Below are 19,423 nucleotides of genomic sequence, written 5' to 3'. Positions count from 1 at the left end.
CTTTACCGGTTGTTCATCTGAATGTCGCTGTCGGGGCGGTCACATGCGTACGCCCGTGCCTGCAACGCATACAGCTCCGCGTACCGACCGCCTGCGTTGACCAACACCGCATGCGTGCCCTCCTCCACCACCTTTCCCTTGTGCAGCACGTAAATCCAGTCCGCATGGCGGACGCTGGCCAGCCGGTGCGTGATCAGCACCACCGTCCGCCCGGCCGCCAGCTCGCGCAGCGACTCGTACACCGCGAACTCCGCCCGCGCGTCCAGCGGCGCGGTCGGCTCGTCGCAGACCAGCACCGGCGCGTCGCGGAACAGGCCGCGCGCCACCGCCAGCCGCTGCCACTGCCCGCCGGACAGCTCCCGGCCGCCCCGGAAGTGCTTGGACAGCACGGTTTCCCAACCCTGCGGCAGTTCCTGGACGACCTCGTCCGCGCGGGCCTGCGCGGCCGCCGTGCCCAGCGCCCGGTCGCCGGGATCGTCCCGGTCGTGCCGGCCGATGCGCACGTTGGCGCGGGCGGTGTGCGGCCACCGCACCGCGTCCTGCGGCACCATCGCCACCCGATCCATCACCGAATCGGGTGAAAACTGGGCGACATCCGCGCCGTCCCAGTCGATCGAGCCGGTCGCCGGCCGGTACAGCCCGGCGATCAGCTTGGCCAGCGTGGTCTTGCCGGACTCGTTCTCGCCCACCAGCGCGACCGTGTGGCCACGCCGGATCACCATGTCCACCCCGTGCAGACACGGTTCGCCGCCGGGGTAGGCGAAACCCACCCCGCGCAACGTGATCGCGGCCGGCGCGGCTGGCGCGGTCAGCTCGCCGGCCGGCCGGCGCCTGCCGTCCGCGTCGGCGACGAACGCGAGGTAGTCCGCGATGTACAGGGACTGCTCGAACACCAGGTTGGCGGCCAGCACCAGCCGGGTCAGCGCGGCCGTCGCCGACCGGATGGCGACCACCGCCGCGCCGGCGACGGCGAGCGGCAGCCACCCCGCGTGCAGCATCAGCAGCAGCGCCCCGTAGGTGGCGGCGGTGCCGACCGCGGCCAAGGCCCGCCCGACCGCGCCGACTCGTGCTTGTGCCACGGTGACCCGCGTTCGCTGATCGCGGTACGCCTCGGCGAGTGTGCGGTACTCGCCGAGCACGAACGGCGCGGCCTGGCAGGCTCGCAACTCCGCGGCGGACTCCCGCTCGGTCGCGAGGCCGCTGACCATCCACAGCCGACGCAGCAGGCTCACCGTCCGTGCGGAGCCCAGATAGCCCAGCCGCGCCGACCGCAGCACGGCCCAAGCCTGCGGCAGCAGTCCCAGCATCAACACCGGCAGCAGCAGCGGGTGCATGACGGCCAGGCTGACCGCGGCCGCCACCACGCCGACACCGGCGCCCACCAACTCGACCAGGTTGTCGCCGGCCCGATCGAGATGGTCCAGCCCCTGGTCCCGGGCGCGGTGCATCCGGTCGTAGAACCGGTCGTCGTCGAAGGCGACCAGCTCCACGTCCAGCGCGGCGGCGAGCAGCCGCTGCTCGGCCACCCGGTGCACCGCCGGGCCGATCCGCGCGTGGGCCAGTGCCACGCCGGTGTCCAGCACGCCCTTGACCGCGTACACGGACGCCAGCAGCAACACCGGTCCGACGGCGGCGAGCACCCCGCCGCTGAGCAGTTGCTGGAGCGTGTCGCCGGTTTCCAGCAGCCCGGTGGCCGCGGCCACGCCGGACGCCAGTTGCAGCAACAGCACGGTGAGCGCCGCCCCCGGCGCCGCGGCGAGGATGATGCCCAGCACGGGCCGAACGGTCCCGGGCAGCCGCCGCACCAGCCGCCACAGTCCCAGCTCGGTGTCCCGGGCGTCGTCCAACCGCCAGTACGGGGACTCCAGTTCCTGCTCAAGCATGGGGCAGCAACACCGACGGCAGGTCCGACGCGGGGTGCATCCGCAGCAGCTGGTACGCCACTCCGCCCAGGCCCGGGAGCAGGCCGGGGGAGAAGGCGTCCCGTGCTAGCCCGGAAACCGCCCCGAACTCCTCCAGCCCGCCGATCACGTGGGCGTCCAACTGCTGCCTCGACAACCCGGCCGGCCCGACGCCGGCGGAAATCGCCTCCTGCACCACCTCCCAACATCCCAGGTCGCCATGGCACAACGTGTGGTTCCAGCCGAAACTAACCGGCCAGACCGACCGCGCGCTCCGACGCAGCACGTCGAGGTGCTGGGGGCGCTCGGTGCGGTGCCAGAGGTCGGCCGCCACCACCCCTATTCCCGCAGCTCCATGGCACCAAGCGGTGCCGATGCGGTCTTCTTCGCGGTTGTCAAGCCAGCCGTTCCGGTCGATCTTGTAGAGGGCCTCCTCGTACCGCTGGGCCGCCTCCGCGACCGCCGCGTAGCGGTCGTCGCCGGTGGCCAGCGCCAGCCGGTCCAGCGCCCAGCCGATGCCGGTCGAGCCGTGCGCGAAGCCGCCGAGCCCGGATGGCCAGCGGATCGACGGCCAGTGCGCCTTGCCGGCCACGATCCGGGCCGCGTCGATCAGCCGGTCGCCGATGTCCCGAGCCTGGTCGACCCGGCCGATGCCGAGCAGCGGCACAATCGCCCCGGCCATGCCCATCAACACGTCGTACTGCCGGTCGGCCGCCACCGCGGCCGCCAGACCCTCGGTGGCCGGCGAACGACGGAACCAGATCAGCCCGCCGAGCCCCAGATAAGCGCCGACCTGCGGCGGCCGATGGTCGGGATTGTCCCCGCGCCACTGCGTCATGTCCGCAGTGACGCCGTCGAACGACCGCATGGTGTCGGCCAGCAGGGAGTCGACCCCCGGCACCGGGTCGGCCCGATCCGCCCGCACCTCGTGCTGATAACCGGCCAGCACCATCGCGACGCCGGCCGAGCCGCCGTACACGTCCTGGCTGAGCGGTCGCACCGTCCACCCCGTGTCGCTCAGCACGGGCGCGATCCACGTCGCCGTGCCGTCCTCGCCCCGAATCGCCGCGTGTACGAGCCGCTGCATCAGTTCGGCCGCGAGCCGTCGGCGACGGCGGTCCAGGTCGTCAGTGCGGATGACCGTGGGGCGCATGGGCTTCTCGTCCGGCAGCCAGCCGTCGTTGAGGTACGCGCTGACCAGCGCGGCCCGGATCACATGTCGCTCCACCTCGACGTCTCCCCGCCGCCAGCGGTCGAGCGCTTCGCCCACGCCCGCCGCACCGGGAATGGCCGTGTAGAAGGGGATGTCGCCAGTCAGCAGGTCGTCGATCTCCGACGGCGCCAGGATCTTCGCCGCACGTTCTACGGCCTGCTCCTGGCCGTGCAGAGAAACCGGATGCCACAGCATGCGGCCGATCTCCGCGTACTGTTCGGTGGCGCGCTTGACGATCCGGATCTCGCAGGCGTGGAACGGCTCCAGCAACGGTTCCAGCCGGCCCTCGCGATCCAGTGCCGCCAGCCGGTCCGTGAGCTCGTCGAACCCGGCCAGCACCCGCGGCCAGTAGCGTGCCAGCACCGGTTCCGGGCTGGGATGGTTGGCGGCCAACGGGATCTCCGCCAGCTCCTTGCCCACGTGCGCGGTGTCCGTGCCGACGCCGACGACCACCGGCACCTCGGTCGTCGGCTGCTGGTCCGGCAGCGATCCGATGGCCGACATGTCGATGCCACGCCAGCCGAGCGCCACACCTCGCCCCGACAGCAGGCCGGTCCGCAGCACGGAGTTGCCGACCATGTCACGGGCCTTGTCCACGGCGATGCCGCCCCGTGACGGCTCGATCGGTTGCGGCGGTGTGAAAAGCGTCTCGCAGTCGACGACGACCGGCACCGGGCCATCGGCGATCAGGTTCTCCGCGTGCAGATCGCTGCCGCCGACCAGACGGGAGATCGCCAGCCAGTGGCCGATGCCGCGATAGAACTCGCTGAGCTCGCCGTCGTCGGCGCAGTGCCGGTGGGCCACGAACTCCGCCCAGCCGTAGCCGTCGCGGACGACGACAGCCGGCACCCGGATCTGGACGTCCAAGGTGGACAGGAACGTCGCCAGCGCGCGGTCGATCACCATCGACCGTGGCTTGTAGACGGCGTTTCCGTTGGCACAGCGGAGGATCACCACTGTCCGGCCGTGACGGTGGCTGTCGCAGGCCCCGAACGTCACCTCCAGCAGCTCGCCGAGTTCCGGGTCGCGGTCGGCGGCGAAGCGGGACGCGAGCTCCAACGCCGCGTCGCAGCGATTCGCCACGATCACGTCGACGCGGGCCAGCAGCGTCGGGTAGTGCTCGGTCTGGGAATCCCAGAACTCCCGTCGTGCCGCCAGCTCGAGGAACTCCACCCAGCGCGCCGCCGGGTCCGCGCCGGTCAGCCTGCCGGTCACGCGCGCCGCGTTCAACTCCAGCACCAGCGTGCGGGTCACCGTGCGGCGCACCGTTTCCACCAGCGCCGCAGCCGCCCCGTCGTGCACCGCCTTCGCCTCGGCGGGGGTGAGGCCGGCGATACCGCGCAGCCCGGTATCCAGGTCGGCCAGCGCGGGCTCGACCAGGCAGCCAAGACAATCGTCGAAATCGCCGGCCTCGGTCGTCGCGGGCTCAGCAGCAGTACCGCGTGCGGGACGCGGTGCACGCCGTGCCGCAGCCGTGCAGGGTGTCCGGCGGAATGACGCTGGTCAGCTCCGACTCGGCGTACTCGCCCACGTAGAGCGGGCCCGCCGGGTTGTCCGGCGTCTGCGGCTCCGTCCGCCACCGCGTCACGAGGTCAGTTGGCGACATCGGTTACCCCTTTCGGTCGGGTACTTGGGGAAAGCCACGCTAGGTCGGGTGTTTTCGCTGGTGACAGCGCCGACAGAGGGAGGGGCACGCTGCCTTCGGAGTGAAGGGCCGGTGGCCGGCAGGTAGCCGCCCGCCGCCCGCAAGGAGTGACCAGGTAGGCCGGCTCGCCTTTCGGGCCGACCCGGGCTCGGGGAGTCCCGGATGACGAGGGCGTTTTCATCGGCTAACGGGCCTGGCAGCGGGGCGATGTCGAACCGGCGTTCTGGTTCGGCCACGGAAACGGCTACACAAAATGGGAGTACGAGTCCCTCGAATTCGTGGCATCCGACGGTACGGGCATTCTCGGCATCGCGACGGTGGTCGTCCGCAATTCCGGCGAGCGGGCCACCGCGATGATCACCGTGCCGCGTCGATCGGCCCAGCTGTGGCGGGACGGCGGCTGGCGCGACGCCCCCGGCCGGCACGTGCTGGAGGCCGGACGCTCGGTGGCCGACCGGCGACTCACCGTTGACCTCCGAAACGGTACAGTAGCCGGTTAAGAGTGAGTTCTTCGAGGTGAGAGTTGGTAGGTGTGGCAACAGGGCGGGTGCTGCGGTTCGACGACGTGCGGGGCTTCGGGTTCATCGCGCCGGACTCCGGTAGCGAGGATGTTTTTGTGCACGCGAACGACCTCAGCGAGGACAAGTCGGTGTTCAAGCCGGGCACCACGGTCGAGTTCGACATCGAGGAGGGCGATCGCGGCCTGAAGGCCGTCGACGTGCGGCGGACCGGCCGGTCGGGCGGCCGCGGCGGCTCGGGCTCCGGCTCGGTGTCCGGCTTCGCCGCCGAGTTGACCGAGGCGCTGCTGGTCGAGGTGCCGGATCTGACCGGCGCGCAGATCCTGCGCATCCGCCAGACGGTGGCGGACGTCGCGCGCGGCCGCGGCGTGTCGCTGTAGCAGTGCAGGGTGACGGGCGGCGGCCACGGCCGCCCGTCCTTCTCGCACCTGGGGGACAAACCGATCGGCCCGGCCGCTGACCACCCGGTAGAGTGAACATCGGTAAACGACGTTTATCTACTGAGGGGAATTCAGTGACCACCGGTGAGCTGACCGCGTGCCCGTACCCGTTTCCCGAGGTTCCCGCCCTGGAGCTCGCTCCGGAATACGGCGAGTTCCGCCGCACTCCCGGACTGCCGCGGCTGGAAATGCCCTACGGCGGCCAGGCGTGGCTCGCGACTCGCCACGCCGACGTGAAGTTCGTGCTGGCCGACCCGCGGTTCAGCCGGGCCGCCGCGCTGAACAAGGACATTCCGCGGACCATGCCGATGGTCGAGTCGACGCCGAACATCCTGGCCATGGACCCGCCGAACCACAGCCGGGTTCGGCGCGTGGTGGCGAAGGCCTTCACCGCCCGCAACATCGAACTGCTGCGGCCGCGGGTCGAGGCGTTGGTCGACGGTCTGGTGGCGGGCATGACCGACGGCAAGAACACCGCCGATCTCGTCGACGAGCTGGCGCTGCCGATGGCCATCACCGCGATCAGCGAGATGCTCGGAGTGCCGGAGGACGAGCGGGACGAGTTCCACGACTGGTCCACCACGGCGGCCGCGATCAAGGGCCCGTCCATCGAGGAGATCGTCGCGGCCAACGAGTCGCTGTGGGCCTTCTTCCGGCGGCTGGTCGCCGAGCGCACGCAGCGGCCGAGTGACGACCTGATCAGCACCATCCTCGCCGCGCACGACGCCGAGGGGCGCCTGACCGAGGAGGAGATGGTCTCGCTCGGCGTGACGATTCTGTCCGCCGGCCATGAGACCACCGCCAACCAGCTGTCCGGGCACGTGTTCACGCTGATGGCCCAGCGAGAGCTGTGGCAGCGGCTGGTCGACCGGCCGCAGGACGTGTCGGACGCGGTGGAGGAGCTGCTCCGGTTCACACCGCTCGGCGTGGTCACCTTCGCGCGCATCGCGAAGGAGGACATCGAGGTCGGCGGCACGCTGGTCCGGGCGGGGGAGAGCGTGGTGATGCAGGTCGCCGCGGCCAACCTGGACGAGGAGGTCTTCGCCGACGCGGACAAGATCGACTTCGACCGGGAGAGCAACCCGCACATCGCCTTCGGCCACGGCGCCCACCACTGCCTGGGCGCGCCGCTGGCCCGGTTGGAGCTCAAGACGGCGATGACCGCGCTGGTACGCAAACTTCCGACGCTGCGGCTGGCGGTGCCCGCCGACGAGGTCGTGTTCAAGCAGGGCGGCCTGCTGCGGGGGCCGGAGTCGCTGCCCGTCACCTGGTGACCTGACAGGAACGGCGCCGCCCCAGGTCTGGGACGGCGCCGTTTCCGTGTCATCGGCACGTCTAGTGACGCGGGTCACCTCCGACGAGTTTGACCATGCGGCTGAGCAACCGGGCCGCCCGGTTGGCGGGCTTGGCCGGGCGGCACACGGGCTCGTACGTCCCGCAGTGCAGCCGCTCCGCGCCGGTGCTCGTGGTCGCGACCACGGTGGCGTGGCCGCAGCCCGGGCACGGCGCGAGGGTGCCATCCGGATCGGGAATGTTTAAGACACTCACCAGGCGGCCTCCAGGACCAGTCTGTCCATGCCCCCAGTGTCCCATCCGGGGCGGCGGGCCGTGGGGGCGATATCGCTCCCGGGCGCGTCGGCCGCGTCCCCGCCCGTCACCCGTTCGGACTATCGTAACGGGCGGGAATCGTGTCTGCCGCGGGTGGCGTTCGCTGTGCTAGGTATGACTGGTGATCGAGGCGGCGACGGAAGTCCACGAGGTGGCACGAAGTGCGGCTGAGCGGGCCGGCGTGACCGTGCGGGTGCTGCACGAGTTGCCGGACCTGGGCCAGATCATCGCCCTGTACGACCAGGTGTGGCGGCCGGACCCGGCGAACCGGCCGCTCAACCTGGAACTGCTGAAGGTGTTCTCGCACCTCGGCAGCTATGTGGGGGCGGCCTACCGCGACGAGCGGATGGTCGGCGCGACCGTGGCCTTCTTCGGGCCACCGGACACCAGGAGCCTGCACTCGCACATCACCGGCGTGCTGCCGGACGGCCAGGCCCGCGGCGTCGGCTTCGCGCTCAAGACCCACCAGCGCGCGTGGGCGCTGGACAACGGCGTGCGCACCGTCGGGTGGACCTTCGACCCGCTGGTGTCCCGCAACGCCCACTTCAACCTGGCCAAGCTGGGCGCACGCTGCCGGGTGTACCTGGAGTCGTTCTACGGCGACATGCCCGACGAGCTGAACGCCGGCGACGAGACCGACCGGCTGCTGCTGGACTGGGAGCTGGCCGATCCGGCGGTGGCGCGGGCGCTGGACGGGCACCCGGTGGAGCGCGTGCCGGGCGCGACGGTGGCGCTGGACATCGGCGCCGACGGGCGGCCGGTGCCGGGCGAGGTCAAGGGCCGGCACGTGGAGGTCCGCATCCCGGACGACATCTACGCCGTGCGCAAGGCCCAACCGGACACGGCGCTGCGCTGGCGGCTGGCCGTCCGGGACGTGCTCGGCGGTCTGCTGGCCGACGGCGCGGTGATCATCGGCTTCAGCCGCGACGGCGGCTACCTGCTCGACCGCGGGGAGGGCGCGTGAAGATCGAGGGCCTCGAACTGCGCTGGGCGTCCCTGCCGCTGGTCGGCGCGTTCCGGACGTCGTTCGGCAGCGAGACCCGCCGGGACCTGTTGCTGCTGCGGCTGGTCACCGACCAGGCTGAAGGCTGGTCGGAGTGCGTGGCCATGGCCGCGCCGGTGTACTCGCCGGAATACGTCGACGCCGCCGCCCACGTGATCGAACACGTGCTGTTCCACGAGGTGGCGGCACTGTCCGATCCGGACGTGCACGCCGTTTCCCGCGCCATGCAACGGTTCCACGGCCACCAGATGGCCAAGGCGGCGCTGGAGACGTCCTTCTTGGACGCCGAGCTGCGCTCACTCGACCTGTCGCTGGCCCGCTATCTCGGCGGCGCGGTGGACCGGGTCGCCTCCGGGGTGTCGGTGGGCATCATGGACTCGATCCCGCAGCTGCTCGACGCCGTCGGCGGCTATCTCGACCAGGGCTACGTGCGGATCAAGCTGAAGATCGAGCCGGGCTGGGACGTGGAGCCGGTGCGGGCGGTCCGCGAGCGGTTCGGCGACGACGTGCCGCTGCAGGTCGACGCCAACACCGCCTACACCGTCGGCGACGCCCGGCAGCTGGCCAAGCTGGACCCGTTCGACCTGCTGCTGATCGAGCAGCCGCTGCCCGAGGACGACCTGCGCGGGCACGCCCAGCTGGCCGAGCTGGTGCGCACCCCGATCTGCCTGGACGAGTCGATCACCTCGGCCAAGGTCGCCGCCGAGGCGATCACCCTGGGCGCCTGCTCGATCGTCAACATCAAGCCCGGCCGGGTCGGCGGCTACCTGGAGTCCCGCCGGGTGCACGACGTCTGCCAGGCCCACGGGGTGCCGGTGTGGTGCGGCGGCATGCTGGAGACCGGCATCGGGCGGGCCGCCAACCTGGCCTTGGCCTCGCTGCCCGGCTTCACTCTGCCGGGTGACACCTCGGCGTCCGACCGGTACTACCACCGGGACCTCACCGAGCCGTTCACACTCGAGAACGGCCATGTCCGCGTGCCGACCGGGCCGGGAATCGGCGTCACCCCGGTCCCGGAAATCCTGCGCGAACTGACCACCGAGACCCGGTGGCTGCCGGCGAACGGGTGAACAAAAGGAATTGACTGTTCTAGACCTCCGGTGAGCTGACGCATTCATAAATGTATACGGCGGTGTGTGATGGGTCTCTGGCCCTTGCGCTGCAGAATCGAAGCTACTCGAATATCGAGGTACCGTCACCTTGTCCTTGGGGGCAAAAAGATGCAGTACCTCCGCCGGGTCGGCGTGCTCGCCGGCGCCGTCGTGACCGCCGCCGTGCTCTCCACCGGGGCAGCTCAGGCCGACCCGCCGACGCTGTCGAACGTCGTCACCGACGCCACCCTGTCCACCACGACTTTCGTTCCGGGCAAACAGGTTCACGCGACCTGGAAGTTCAACACCGCGTTCGCGCCACAGGTGACCGCCGTCCAGTTGTGGCTCGCGCACTCCACGGGGATGGGCCACGCGCCCGCCACGCTCATTCGGGCGGGCATCGATCCGAAAACCGGCTCAGTCGACTTCCGGGCGCCCGACGTGGCGCCCAGCAAGCCCGGCAACATCTGGATTTTCGACGTCGTCTGGGACGACAACGGCCGTCAGACCGAGTTGTCGCTGACGAACATCACCGTGGCGTGAGCTGACCGGGCGGACGCTGCCACGTCCGCCCGGTCGCGACATTCTTCCCTTTTGCCGTCGGCCGTGTTTGTTCAGGCGATTGACAATGTCTGAACGGTCGGGCGCGGAGCGAAAAAGCGAGGCCGTGGGGCAACCGCCCGACGGCCTCGCTGCTGTTCGGGCGAGCGTGTGGCCTCAGCTCGACCTTGGGTGAGCCTCGTACCTCATACTTCCCTATCGTTCCTTATCTTGTTGCAGGTAGGGAAGGATGCGGTACTCTCATGGTGTGTCTCAGGAGATGTACTCGGTCGAGCAGGTGGCCGAACAGTTGGGCCTGCACGTGCGCACCGTCCGCAACTATGTGCGTGAGGGCCGGCTCAAGGCCGTCCGCATCGGCAAGCAGTACCGGATCGCCCGCGAGGACCTCGACGCCTTCACCGGTACGGAGTCCAAGGTCCGGCGCACTCGGCACGTGGAGGTGTCGAGCATCGTGGAGATCGACGCGATCAGCCGCGAGGACGCCAGCCGGATCGCGATGGGGGCGGTGGGCGCGGCCAACACCCGCGGCTACCAGGAGCAGCCGCTGCGCATCGAGTCCGCCTACGACGAGGTCCGCGGCCGGCTGAAGCTGATCATCCTGGGGGACCTGACCACCACCGCGGAACTGCTGCGGTGGATAGCACTGCTCGCGGAGGGGGAGTCGTGACTACAACGATCTACAAGACGGAAGCCGGCAGGGAGCGGATCCGTCGCCAGTACGAGGAGTGGCTGGCGCACTGGCCGGCGCCGGCCGAGCGTCGCACGGTGCCGACCCGGCACGGCGACACCTTCGTGATGGTGTCGGGCACGGAGAACGGCCCGCCGGTGGTGCTGCTGCACGGCTCGGGCGGCAACACGCTGACGTGGATGTCGACGGCGGGCAAGCTGGCCGACCGGTTCCGGCTGTTCACGGTGGACCTGATCGGCGAGCCGGGTATGAGCGCCCCGACGCGGCCGCCGCTGGGCTCGCCGGCCTACGCCGAGTGGATCGACGACGTGCTCGACGGCCTCGGGCTGACCGAGGTTCAGCTCGTGGCGGCGTCGCTGGGCGGCTGGATGGCGATCGACTACGTCACGCGCCGACCCGGCCGGGTCAGCCGGCTCGTGCTCACCGTGCCCGGCGGCATCGGACGGCAGCGGTTCGGCAAGACGGCCATGTTCTTCCTCGGTCAGCTGCTGGGCCGCAAGCAGCCGGAGCCCCAGTCGCCGCAGGAGAAGTACGTGCGCATGGTGTTCCAGCACTTCCGGCCCCGGCTGTTCATGCCGCTGTTCGCCACCGAGCGGCTGCGCAAGCTCACCTTGCCGCTGCTGGTGATCACCGGCGACCAGGACGAACTGCTCGACTCACGGGCCACGCGGCGTCGGCTGGCCGCCGCGGCGCCGCACGCCGAGGTGCAGGTGCTGCCCGGCGTCGGGCACATGCTGCCGGACGTGACCGAGCGGATCGGGGGATTCCTCCATGACTGACGTGCTGACCGACATCGGTGGCACCAAGGCGTACCTGCTCGCGCCGGACGGCCCCAAGGTCGCCACCGAACAGGACGCGGTCGACACGATCGCGCAGCTTTGGGGGCAGCCCGTGCAGCTGGTGGTGATCCCGGTGGAGAGGTTCGCCGAGGGCGTGTTCGACCTGCGGACCACCCTGCTGGGCTTGTTCACGCAGAAGTTCATCGGTTACGGCAAGAAGCTCGCCATCGTCGGTGACCTGGGCGAACACCTCGCGGTGAGCGAACCGCTGCGGGCCTACGTCCGGGAGTCCAACCGGGGCAGGCACATCTGGTTCGTCGACAGTATTGAGGATGCGGCGGCCAAGTTCGGCTGATTACCCTGGCCCGATGGACCTGGGGGCAGAGGTGGACCGCGTCGCCACGGAGACGTCGTTCTCCGGCGTGGTGCGACTGGACCGCGACGGCGTGACCGTGTTCGAGCGGGCGTACAGCATGGCGCATCGCGGACTGGGTGTTCCGAACACAGTGGACACTCGGTTCGCGATCGCCAGTGGTAGCAAGGCATTGACCGCGTTGTCCGTCATGGCGCTCATCGATGACGGCACGCTCGAGCTTACCACCACCGCGAGGTCGGTGTTGGGCTCGGACCTGCCGTTGATCGACGACGCCGTGACGGTCGAGCAGCTGCTGGCCCACCGTTCCGGCATCGGCGACTACTACGACGAGGAGAACGACCCGGCGCTGACGGTGCCGGCCCAGGACCTGGTCAGCACCGAGGACTTCCTGCCCATCCTGGACGGTTTCCCGACGATGTTCCCGCCAGGCACGGACTTCCGCTACAACAACGGCGGCTTCGTCGTGCTGGCGCTCATCGCCGAGCGGGCATCCGGCATCCCGTTCCACGACCTGGTGGCACAGCGGGTCTGCGTCCCCGCCGGCCTGGCCGACACCGCCTACCTGCGCTCCGACGAGCCCGACGGTCGTATGGCACTCGGCTATCTTGAGTCAGACGGCTTGCGCACCAACGTGTTCCACCTCCCGGTGCGCGGCAGCGGCGACGGCGGCGTCTACACCACGCTGGCCGACTGGCACGCGCTGTGGCGGGCCTTCTTCGCCGGCAAGATCGTCTCGCCCCGGCTGGTGGCCGAGATGGTCCGCCCACGTAGCGTCTACAAGTCGACCCACCGCTACGGCCTGGGCTTCTGGCTGCACAAGTCGTCCGACACGGTGTTCCTCGAGGGCAGCGACATCGGCGTCTCGTTCCGCTCCGTGTGCGACCCGGCCGGCGCCTTCGTCCACACCGTCATCGGCAACACCAGCGACGGCGCATGGCCGATCGCCCGCCTCTTCTTGTGACACCAACGGAGGTATGGGCCGGCCGTGGCCGCTGGCTAGCATTCGCGAGTGGACGGCGGCACTGTGCAGTTGACGGACGCGTGGCGGTTGTCGCCGGAGCGCCGACGGCATCGCAGAGGCGGCTGGCTGACGGTCGTGCTGGCGGTGGCGGTCGGCGTGACGTCCTTCGTGCTGTACCGGGATTACCGGATCACGCTGGGGTACGAGCAGGTGCTGCCGGGCCAGTTGCCGTACCTGGTGCTGGCGGTGGCCACGGCGGTGGTGTTCGGGATGCTGGCGCTGTTCGTCAACTTGGCGTATCGCGATGCCCTGCAACGGGAGCATGCGCAACGCTGGCGGGTGGACGAGGCGAAGCAGCAGTTGGACCGCGCCGAGGAGGCGGCCGACAAGCGGGGCCCAATGGACCTGACGGTCCTGTGGATGGTGACCCAGCGGCGGCTCGACTACTACCACGCATTGGCGACGTCCCAGGCCGAACGCAGCTTTCACCAGGCGCAGCGGTCGATGGCGGTGGGGTTCGCGGTGCTGGTGATCGCCGTTGTGGTGGTGGCCTGCACGGGATCATTGGTCGTGACGATCACGGCTGCGGTGGTCGGAGTGATCGGCGCGGCGCTGGCGGCGCTGCTGGGACGGTCGTTCCTGCGTACGCAGGAGGCGACGGCCGAGCGGCTGCGGCTGTACTTCGAGCAGCCGTTTGCCTTCTCCCGCCAGCTGTCGGCCGAACGGCTGCTGATTCTACTCGAGGCGGAGGATCGAGCGGCGGCGGTGCGGGACCTGATCCGGGCGGTCATGACCATGCAGCTGGAGCCGGTCGAGCCGGTCAAGCGGGGTCGGCACTCGTCGGTCCCGGACTGACCGGCGCCGCCGCGTAGCCGTTCACGATCACGTCGTCGAGCCGGGTCGGCTCGCCGTTCAGCGTCAGCGACGGGAATCGACGGCGCAGCTTGGTGATCGCCTCGGCGACCAGGTTCTCGTGATCGCCGAGGGTGAGGCGCTCGGTGGCGTCGCGGGCCAGGTCGAGGTCATCGGGCCGGTCGAACCTGGCCGGATCCCGGTTGGCCGAGCCGAGCAGCACCGCGACGGTCTCGCCGGCGGCGATGTCGATGCCGGCCAGGGCGATCGTGTCGGGCGTGGTGCGCAACGCCATGCCGTACGGGCCGTCGTGCCGGGACAGCTCGGCCACGTTCACCCGGGTCTGGTCGGGATGCCGCAGCAGGTTCACGACGCCGTTGACGATCAGGTGCGCCACCGCGTGATCACCGGCGACCGGCCGGGCGAAGTCGGCGAGCAGGTCGAAATCGCCGTCGATGCCGGCCAGCACGTCGTCGACGTCCCCGGGCACGGGAACCACCGGCGATGGCCGCAACGCCTCGGCGGCGTCGGCGTAACGGCTGATCAGCCACACCCACTGCCCGTCCGGCAGCTGCGCCTCGCAGATCGGGGCCTGCGAGCGGAGCCACCGGTGCATGGTGTGTCGGTCCTGGATGTACTTCTCGTCCAGCATCACGGCCACAGGGCATGTTAGCCGTGCGGCAGCACGGCCAGTTCGGCCAGGCCCCGAAGCGCCGGATCCGGCCGGAACACCGGCTCCGCGACCAGCCGCATGCCGGGGAATCTGGTGGCCAGGGTCGGGAAGAACACCTGTCCCTCGATGCGGGCCAGCGCCGCGCCGATGCAGTAGTGCGCGCCGGCGCCGAAGGTGAGATGCCCGGCGGCGTCCGGCCGCCGCAGATCGAGCCGGTCGGGGTCGGGGTAGCGGGCGGGATCGCGGTTGGCCGCGCCCAGCACCGGAAACACCAGCTCGCCGGCGCGGATCCGGTGGCCGCCGAGGTCGAGATCCTGGAGCGCCTGCTGCGGCGTGATGATCGGGGCCGGCGTGTCGTAGCGGAGCAGTTCCTCGGCGGCCGTGCGGGCGATGGACGGGTCGGCGTGGAGGAGTTCGAACTGTTCGGGGTGCCGGAGCAGAGCCAGCACGCTGTTGCCGAGGTAGTTGGCGGTCGTCTCCAGGCCGGCGTTGATCAGCGAGATCACGTTGGCCACCCGCTCGTCCGCGCCGGCCCAGCCCGAGGCCAGCTGTGGGCTGAGCGTGAGCCCGCGCACGTACTTGATCAACTCCGTGGCCGCGTCCCGCGCTTGATACGCCACCGCCGTCGGGTCCTCGCCGAACTGGGCCTGTCCCAACACGGTCATGACCGTCCGGCCCCAGTCGGCCACCATCGGCTGGTCGTCTCGGGGCACGCCGACGAGATCCATCACCACGCGGCCCGGCAGCGGATACGCCACCTCGGACATGAACTCGACCGGGCCCGGTCGATCGATCCGGTCCAGCATCTCGTGGACGGTCTGCTCGACGTCGGAGCGCAGCGCTTCCATGGCTTTGGCGGTGAAGCTGCCGGCCAGCAGCCGCCGCAGGCGGTCGTGGTGTCGGTGGTTGCTGAACGGCAGGCTGGAGTCGAGCCAGTCGACGAACGGCCTCAGGTCCTGAAGCACCGTCGCGGGCAGCCGCGCCAACAGGGTTGACGTGGACGGCCGAACCACTTTCTGGTTCCTGAGCAGGGCGGACACCTCGGCGTGGCGGGTCAGCACCCAGCCGTCCAGTGCTTCATCCCGGTGGATTGGCGCGATATCACGCAGCAGGTGGTAGAACGGATACGGGTCGGCCAGGAAGTGCGGATCCATCGGATTGAGATGGATGCTGGACGCGACCTGCACGGACTCCGGCGGTAGTGGCGCCGGGATGGCAGCGATGGTGTCGGTGACAGCAGTGGCGAGGGAGGTGAGAGCAGGCGGCGCGAGCGCCGTGAAGTGGTTGCCGGGCACGGTGATCACCGAGAGCCGGCCCAGTTCGACCCGCTCCCAGCCGTTGGCCGGATCCTCCAGTCGCAGGGCGATGTGCCGGTCGTCGAACAGCACCTGGGGGAAGCCGTCCTCGGCCTTGATCAGCGTGACGTCCAGATCGGACGGACCGGGCTCGTAGCGCACCACGGCTTCCAGCTGCGCCTGATAGACCCCCATGATGGTGGCGATGTGCTCGTCCGCCGGCCCGCTCGCGCCGAGGAACCTGGCCAGTTCCCGGCGCTGCTCGGCGGGGGACAGCTTCTGGTCGACGCGTCGTCGCGGGGCGTCCGCGCCGCGCAGGGCCAGGCCGCGCATCCGCCACAGCTCCTCGATGACGGCCACGTCGTCGGGCGGCGGCTCCGGCTGGCCGGGCTCGGCCAGGTAGGTGTCGATCAGGATCACCTGGGCGACCTCGTCGCCCTGGGATCGCAGCACGCGGCCGATCTCGTAGGCGACCAGGCCGCCGAACGAGTGACCGCCGACCAGATACGGGCCGTGCGGCTGGATGGCCTTGATCTCCTCGACGTAGCGCCGGGCCAGTGCCGGCACCTCGTCGAGCGGTTCCTCCACGCCGTCGAAACCGGGGCTTTGCAAGGCATACAACGTCTGCAGCTGGCCGATCGCCCGCGCCAGCGGAAGGAGGTAGTAGGCGGCGCCGACCGCACCGCCGACGCAGAAGAACGGCCGTGGCGGCGTCAGCGCCAGGGCCAGACTCCGCGGTCGCGCGACCTCGGCGCCGTGCTCGTCGAGGTGCCGGGCGACGGCGTCCACGGTGGACAGTTCGAGCAGAAGGGAGTTCGGCACGCGGTAACCCAGACGGGCCGACAGGTCGGCCAGGACCGTGGCCATCGACAGCGACTCCAGGCCCAGCGTGGCGATCGGCGCGTGCGGGTCGACCGGCCGCTTCACCTCGGCGGACACCCGCCGCGTCAACCAGTCCCGCAGGTCGGAGCCGAAGTGCCGGGCCACGAACTCTCGGGCGTAGTCGAGGGTGCACTCGACCAGCTCGAAGGCCGGCAGGCTGCCGACGTGGTAGGTGCGGTGCCGGCCCTGGAGGGCTTCGACGCGGTCGTAGATGCCGGCGGCGAGATCGGCGGAGCCGAAGTGCGGCATGTACTTCCACCGCCGTTCCGCGATCGGCCGCGCGACGCAGGCCGGATCGTAGGAGTAGCAGGCGTAGACGTCGCTGTCGGCGTAGCGGTGGTGGAAGGAGATGTCGCCGTACAGGGTGAAGGCCTGTCGCGGCTGGCCCGTCGACGAGCAGAACGTCGTGCGGTAGCTGTGGTATCGGATCCTCGACGCTATGTCGCGCTCGTCCTCGCGGGCGTCCAGCACTGGTAGCAGCTGGTCGAGCGGCACGGTGAGCACCAGGTCGTCGAACTGGAACGTCGTGCCGTCGACGGTGACGAGCACTCGGGTTCCGTGCCGGCGGATGGCTGAGATCGTTGCGCCGCAACGGACATCGGTGAGCTCGGCCGCGACCCGGTCCCAGACCTGGCCGAAGCCGCCGGCGACGGTGAACGGGCCGGTGTGGCCGAGCAGCGACCGTCGGTCCGACAGCAGTCCGGTCATCTCGGCGTACTTGACCAGGTACAGCGCCGGCAGATCGCCGTCGAGCCGGCCGTAGCCGGAGGAGGTGTAGCCCAGGCCGAACGTCGTCTCGAACTCCGGCAGTCCGGCCAGCCATTGCCGGACCGGCATGGCCAGCGCGCGGGCCGAATGCGCGAGGCCGGCCTGCGCGATGTCGGGGAACTGCTCCGTGCGCAGGGCGGCGTAGCGGTGGAGGACGCCAGCCGGCAGGAACGGCTGCTGGGTTACCGGCATGACGTTCTCGGTCGACAGACCGAGCTCGGTGACCAGCGCGGCCAGGCGCTGGTACATCACCGTGCACACGTGCCCGCCGACGTCGAAGGCATGGCCGTCGATGGTCACCGAGGCGCATTTGCCGCCGACGCTCGGGGCGGCCTCCAAGACCGTGACGGCGTGCCCGACACTTTCCAGCTCTCGGGCCACCGTCAGGCCGCTGACACCGGCGCCGACCACACAGACGCGTCGCTGTTGGTCACGCCTCACGCCGGCACGCCTTCGCGGGCCAGGAACGCCTCGCGGCAGGCGCTGCGGCGGATCTTGCCGCTGGTTGTCTTGCGCACCAACCCTTGCGGGCCGACCACCACTTCGGCGCCGGCCAGTTGGTGATCCGCGTGGACGACGTTCGTCACGGCGTCGACGATCGCTCGCTCGTCGGCCTGGCGATCCCGGATCTCCACCAGCACCACCAGCCGCTCGCCGTCCTGCGACGGCACGGAGAACGCCGCCACGCCGCCGGGCCGGATCGCCGGGTGGCAGTCGCGGACGCTGGCCTCGATGTCCTCTGGGTGCAGGTTGCGGCCCCGCACGATGATCAGGTCCTTCAGCCGGCCGGTGACGAAAAGCTCGTCCCCGTGCAGGAAACCGAGGTCGCCGGTGCGCAGATAGCCGGTCGGGTCCTCGCCGCCGGCCACCCTGGCCTGGAAGGTTTGCTCGGTCTGTTCCGGCCGGCCGTAGTAGCCCAGCGCCTTGGTCGCCGAACTGACCCAGATCTCGCCGACCCGGCACGGCGGCAGCACCTCGTGCGTGTCCGGGTCCACGATGCGCAGCCGGGCGTCGCACTTGGTCGGCCGGCCGCAGCCGACCAGCGTCACCGACGTCCGCCCGGATGTCGCCGGCACCGCGCGGCCGGCCTCTAGACCGGCCCGGTCCAGGCGCAGCGTGCCGCGGCCACCCATCGTGACGCTGACCGTGTGCTCGGCCAGACCGTAGGCCGCGTAGAAGGCGTCGCGGTGCAGACCGGCGGGCTCGAAGGCGTCCAGGAACGACTGCACGGTCTCCGGTCTGATCGGCTCGGCCGCGGACATGAACACCCGCACCGGGCTCAGGTCCCACCCGGCCCGTTGCTCCACGGTCGTCTTGCGCACCGCGAGATCGAAGGCGAAGTTCGGGGCCGCGGTGTGCGTGGCCCGCACCCGCGACATCAGGTCGAACCACACGGCCGGGCGACGCAGGAACGCCAGCGGGGACAGCAGATAGCTGTGCGCGTTGCCGCCCAGCGTGGACAGGATGACGCTGATCAGGCCGAAGTCGTGGTACTGCGGCAGCCAGAACACGCCCCGCGCCTGGTCGCCCAGCCCCAGGTCGACGGCGTTGGCGGTGATCTCGCCGACCAGGTTGCCGTGGGTGATGACCACTCCGCGTGGCGACCCGGTTGAGCCGGACGTGTACTGCAACAGCGCCGGCTCCTCCGGGTCGACCGGCGAACGCCACTCGACCGGAGCAGTGGCCGGACGGCAGTTGTCCGTGTGCCGCCAGGTGATCCGCGGCCAGCTGGGCTTGGACCGGTCGAACACCCCGGCCACCGCGCCTAGGCTGCGGGCCCGGTCGTAGGCCTTGACGGTGAGCACCGCGCGTGGCCGGCAGTCGTCCAGGATGCCGGCGAACGCGGGCAGCGTCTGCCGCAGGCGGAACGGGTCCGGCGGGTACACCGGCACCGGAACCACGCCGGCGATCAGGCATCCGACCAGGGCGATCACGAACTCCGGGCCCGGCGGATAGACCAGCACGGCGCGGTCACCGGCGAGGAAACCCCAGCGCCGCAGCGACTCCGCGACCGCCTCGGCCCTGGTCACGACCGCGCCCGCGGCGAGCGCCACGCGGTCGGCGCCGTCGTCGTCCACGAACGTGAACAGGACCCGGTCCGGACTGTCCTGGGCCAGCGCGCGCAGCGGTCCCAGTGCCGAATACCGCAAATCCAGTCACCGTCCCTCG

18 protein-coding genes are annotated in these 19,423 nt (G+C 70.5%); 11 read left to right on the top strand and 7 right to left on the bottom strand.

From position 1 onward, the window contains the following. Positions 1–2: 2 nt before the first annotated feature. The 3 genes from JJ691_RS14225 to JJ691_RS14215 form a co-directional block, all read right to left on the bottom strand. Positions 3–1,883 carry an ABC transporter ATP-binding protein gene (locus JJ691_RS14225; protein ID WP_211769248.1) on the bottom strand — a complete coding sequence of 627 codons (1,881 nt, stop codon included), beginning with the start codon at positions 1,881–1,883 and terminating at the stop codon, positions 3–5. Then, positions 1,876–4,416, bottom strand: coding sequence for a type 2 lanthipeptide synthetase LanM family protein (locus JJ691_RS14220; protein WP_211769247.1), 2,541 nt, complete (start codon positions 4,414–4,416; stop codon positions 1,876–1,878). Before JJ691_RS14220 ends, JJ691_RS14225 begins: the two co-directional genes overlap by 8 nt. Positions 4,417–4,540: 124 nt before the next feature. Beyond that, complete coding sequence (locus tag JJ691_RS14215) at positions 4,541–4,720, bottom strand: DUF6229 family protein (protein WP_211769246.1); 180 nt, start codon at positions 4,718–4,720, stop codon at positions 4,541–4,543. Positions 4,721–5,037: 317 nt separating this feature from the next. Between JJ691_RS14215 and JJ691_RS14210 the strand changes: the two genes are divergently transcribed. From JJ691_RS14210 to JJ691_RS14200, 3 genes are all read left to right on the top strand, one after another. After that, entirely contained in the window at positions 5,038–5,259 is a 222-nt protein-coding gene (locus JJ691_RS14210) for a hypothetical protein (RefSeq protein WP_211769245.1), read from the top strand. 32 nt (positions 5,260–5,291) lie between these two features. Next, positions 5,292–5,657, top strand: a complete 366-nt coding sequence (locus JJ691_RS14205) for a cold-shock protein (protein WP_211769244.1) — start codon at positions 5,292–5,294, stop codon at positions 5,655–5,657. 134 nt (positions 5,658–5,791) lie between these two features. After that, positions 5,792–6,991, top strand: coding sequence for a cytochrome P450 (locus JJ691_RS14200; protein WP_249227911.1), 1,200 nt, complete (start codon positions 5,792–5,794; stop codon positions 6,989–6,991). Positions 6,992–7,052: 61 nt separating this feature from the next. On the opposite strand, the gene JJ691_RS14195 is transcribed toward JJ691_RS14200, so the two are convergent. Beyond that, a complete protein-coding gene (locus JJ691_RS14195; RefSeq protein ID WP_211769243.1) occupies positions 7,053–7,265 on the bottom strand; it encodes a hypothetical protein in 213 nt (70 codons plus the stop codon). A 181-nt stretch (positions 7,266–7,446) separates the two neighbouring features. On the opposite strand from JJ691_RS14195, the gene JJ691_RS14190 reads away from it, so the two are divergent. The 8 genes from JJ691_RS14190 (at position 7,447) to JJ691_RS14155 (ending at position 13,639) form a co-directional block, all read left to right on the top strand. Beyond that, on the top strand, positions 7,447–8,289 hold the full coding sequence (locus JJ691_RS14190) for a GNAT family N-acetyltransferase (protein WP_249227910.1): 843 nt from the start codon (positions 7,447–7,449) through the stop codon (positions 8,287–8,289). Further along, positions 8,286–9,398: an o-succinylbenzoate synthase gene (gene menC / locus JJ691_RS14185; RefSeq protein ID WP_211769242.1), complete on the top strand. Its 1,113-nt coding sequence runs from the start codon at positions 8,286–8,288 to the stop codon at positions 9,396–9,398. Before JJ691_RS14190 ends, menC begins: the two co-directional genes overlap by 4 nt. 174 nt (positions 9,399–9,572) lie before the next feature. Further along, complete coding sequence (locus tag JJ691_RS14180; protein WP_211769241.1) at positions 9,573–9,962, top strand: hypothetical protein; 390 nt, start codon at positions 9,573–9,575, stop codon at positions 9,960–9,962. Positions 9,963–10,227: 265 nt separating this feature from the next. Beyond that, positions 10,228–10,647, top strand: coding sequence for a helix-turn-helix domain-containing protein (locus JJ691_RS14175; RefSeq protein ID WP_211769240.1), 420 nt, complete (start codon positions 10,228–10,230; stop codon positions 10,645–10,647). Continuing rightward, complete coding sequence (locus tag JJ691_RS14170; protein ID WP_211769239.1) at positions 10,644–11,447, top strand: alpha/beta fold hydrolase; 804 nt, start codon at positions 10,644–10,646, stop codon at positions 11,445–11,447. The genes JJ691_RS14175 and JJ691_RS14170 overlap by 4 nt, the downstream gene beginning before the upstream one ends. Beyond that, positions 11,440–11,802, top strand: a complete 363-nt coding sequence (locus JJ691_RS14165) for a DUF4180 domain-containing protein (protein ID WP_211769238.1) — start codon at positions 11,440–11,442, stop codon at positions 11,800–11,802. The genes JJ691_RS14170 and JJ691_RS14165 overlap by 8 nt, the downstream gene beginning before the upstream one ends. Before the next feature lie 13 nt (positions 11,803–11,815). Continuing rightward, positions 11,816–12,784, top strand: a complete 969-nt coding sequence (locus JJ691_RS14160; RefSeq protein ID WP_211769237.1) for a serine hydrolase domain-containing protein — start codon at positions 11,816–11,818, stop codon at positions 12,782–12,784. Positions 12,785–12,832: 48 nt separating this feature from the next. Continuing rightward, positions 12,833–13,639, top strand: coding sequence for a hypothetical protein (locus JJ691_RS14155; protein ID WP_211769236.1), 807 nt, complete (start codon positions 12,833–12,835; stop codon positions 13,637–13,639). Here JJ691_RS14155 and JJ691_RS14150 read toward each other — a convergent pair. The 3 genes from JJ691_RS14150 to JJ691_RS14140 are packed head-to-tail and all read right to left on the bottom strand — an operon-like array spanning position 13,605 to position 19,404. Continuing rightward, a complete protein-coding gene (locus tag JJ691_RS14150; protein WP_211769235.1) occupies positions 13,605–14,297 on the bottom strand; it encodes a hypothetical protein in 693 nt (230 codons plus the stop codon). The two genes, JJ691_RS14155 and JJ691_RS14150, sit on opposite strands and share 35 nt — an antisense overlap. Before the next feature lie 8 nt (positions 14,298–14,305). Then, on the bottom strand, positions 14,306–17,695 hold the full coding sequence (locus tag JJ691_RS14145; protein WP_211769234.1) for a cytochrome P450: 3,390 nt from the start codon (positions 17,693–17,695) through the stop codon (positions 14,306–14,308). After that, positions 17,692–19,404 (bottom strand): fatty acyl-AMP ligase, encoded by a 1,713-nt coding sequence (locus tag JJ691_RS14140; RefSeq protein WP_211769233.1) that lies wholly within the window; start codon positions 19,402–19,404, stop codon positions 17,692–17,694. Before JJ691_RS14140 ends, JJ691_RS14145 begins: the two co-directional genes overlap by 4 nt. Positions 19,405–19,423: the final 19 nt, after the last annotated feature.

The sequence above is a fragment of the Kutzneria sp. CA-103260 genome (assembly GCF_018263855.1).
Taxonomy (GTDB): Bacteria; Actinomycetota; Actinomycetes; order Mycobacteriales; family Pseudonocardiaceae; genus Kutzneria.
This window is presented reverse-complemented; position numbering and strand designations above follow the sequence as displayed.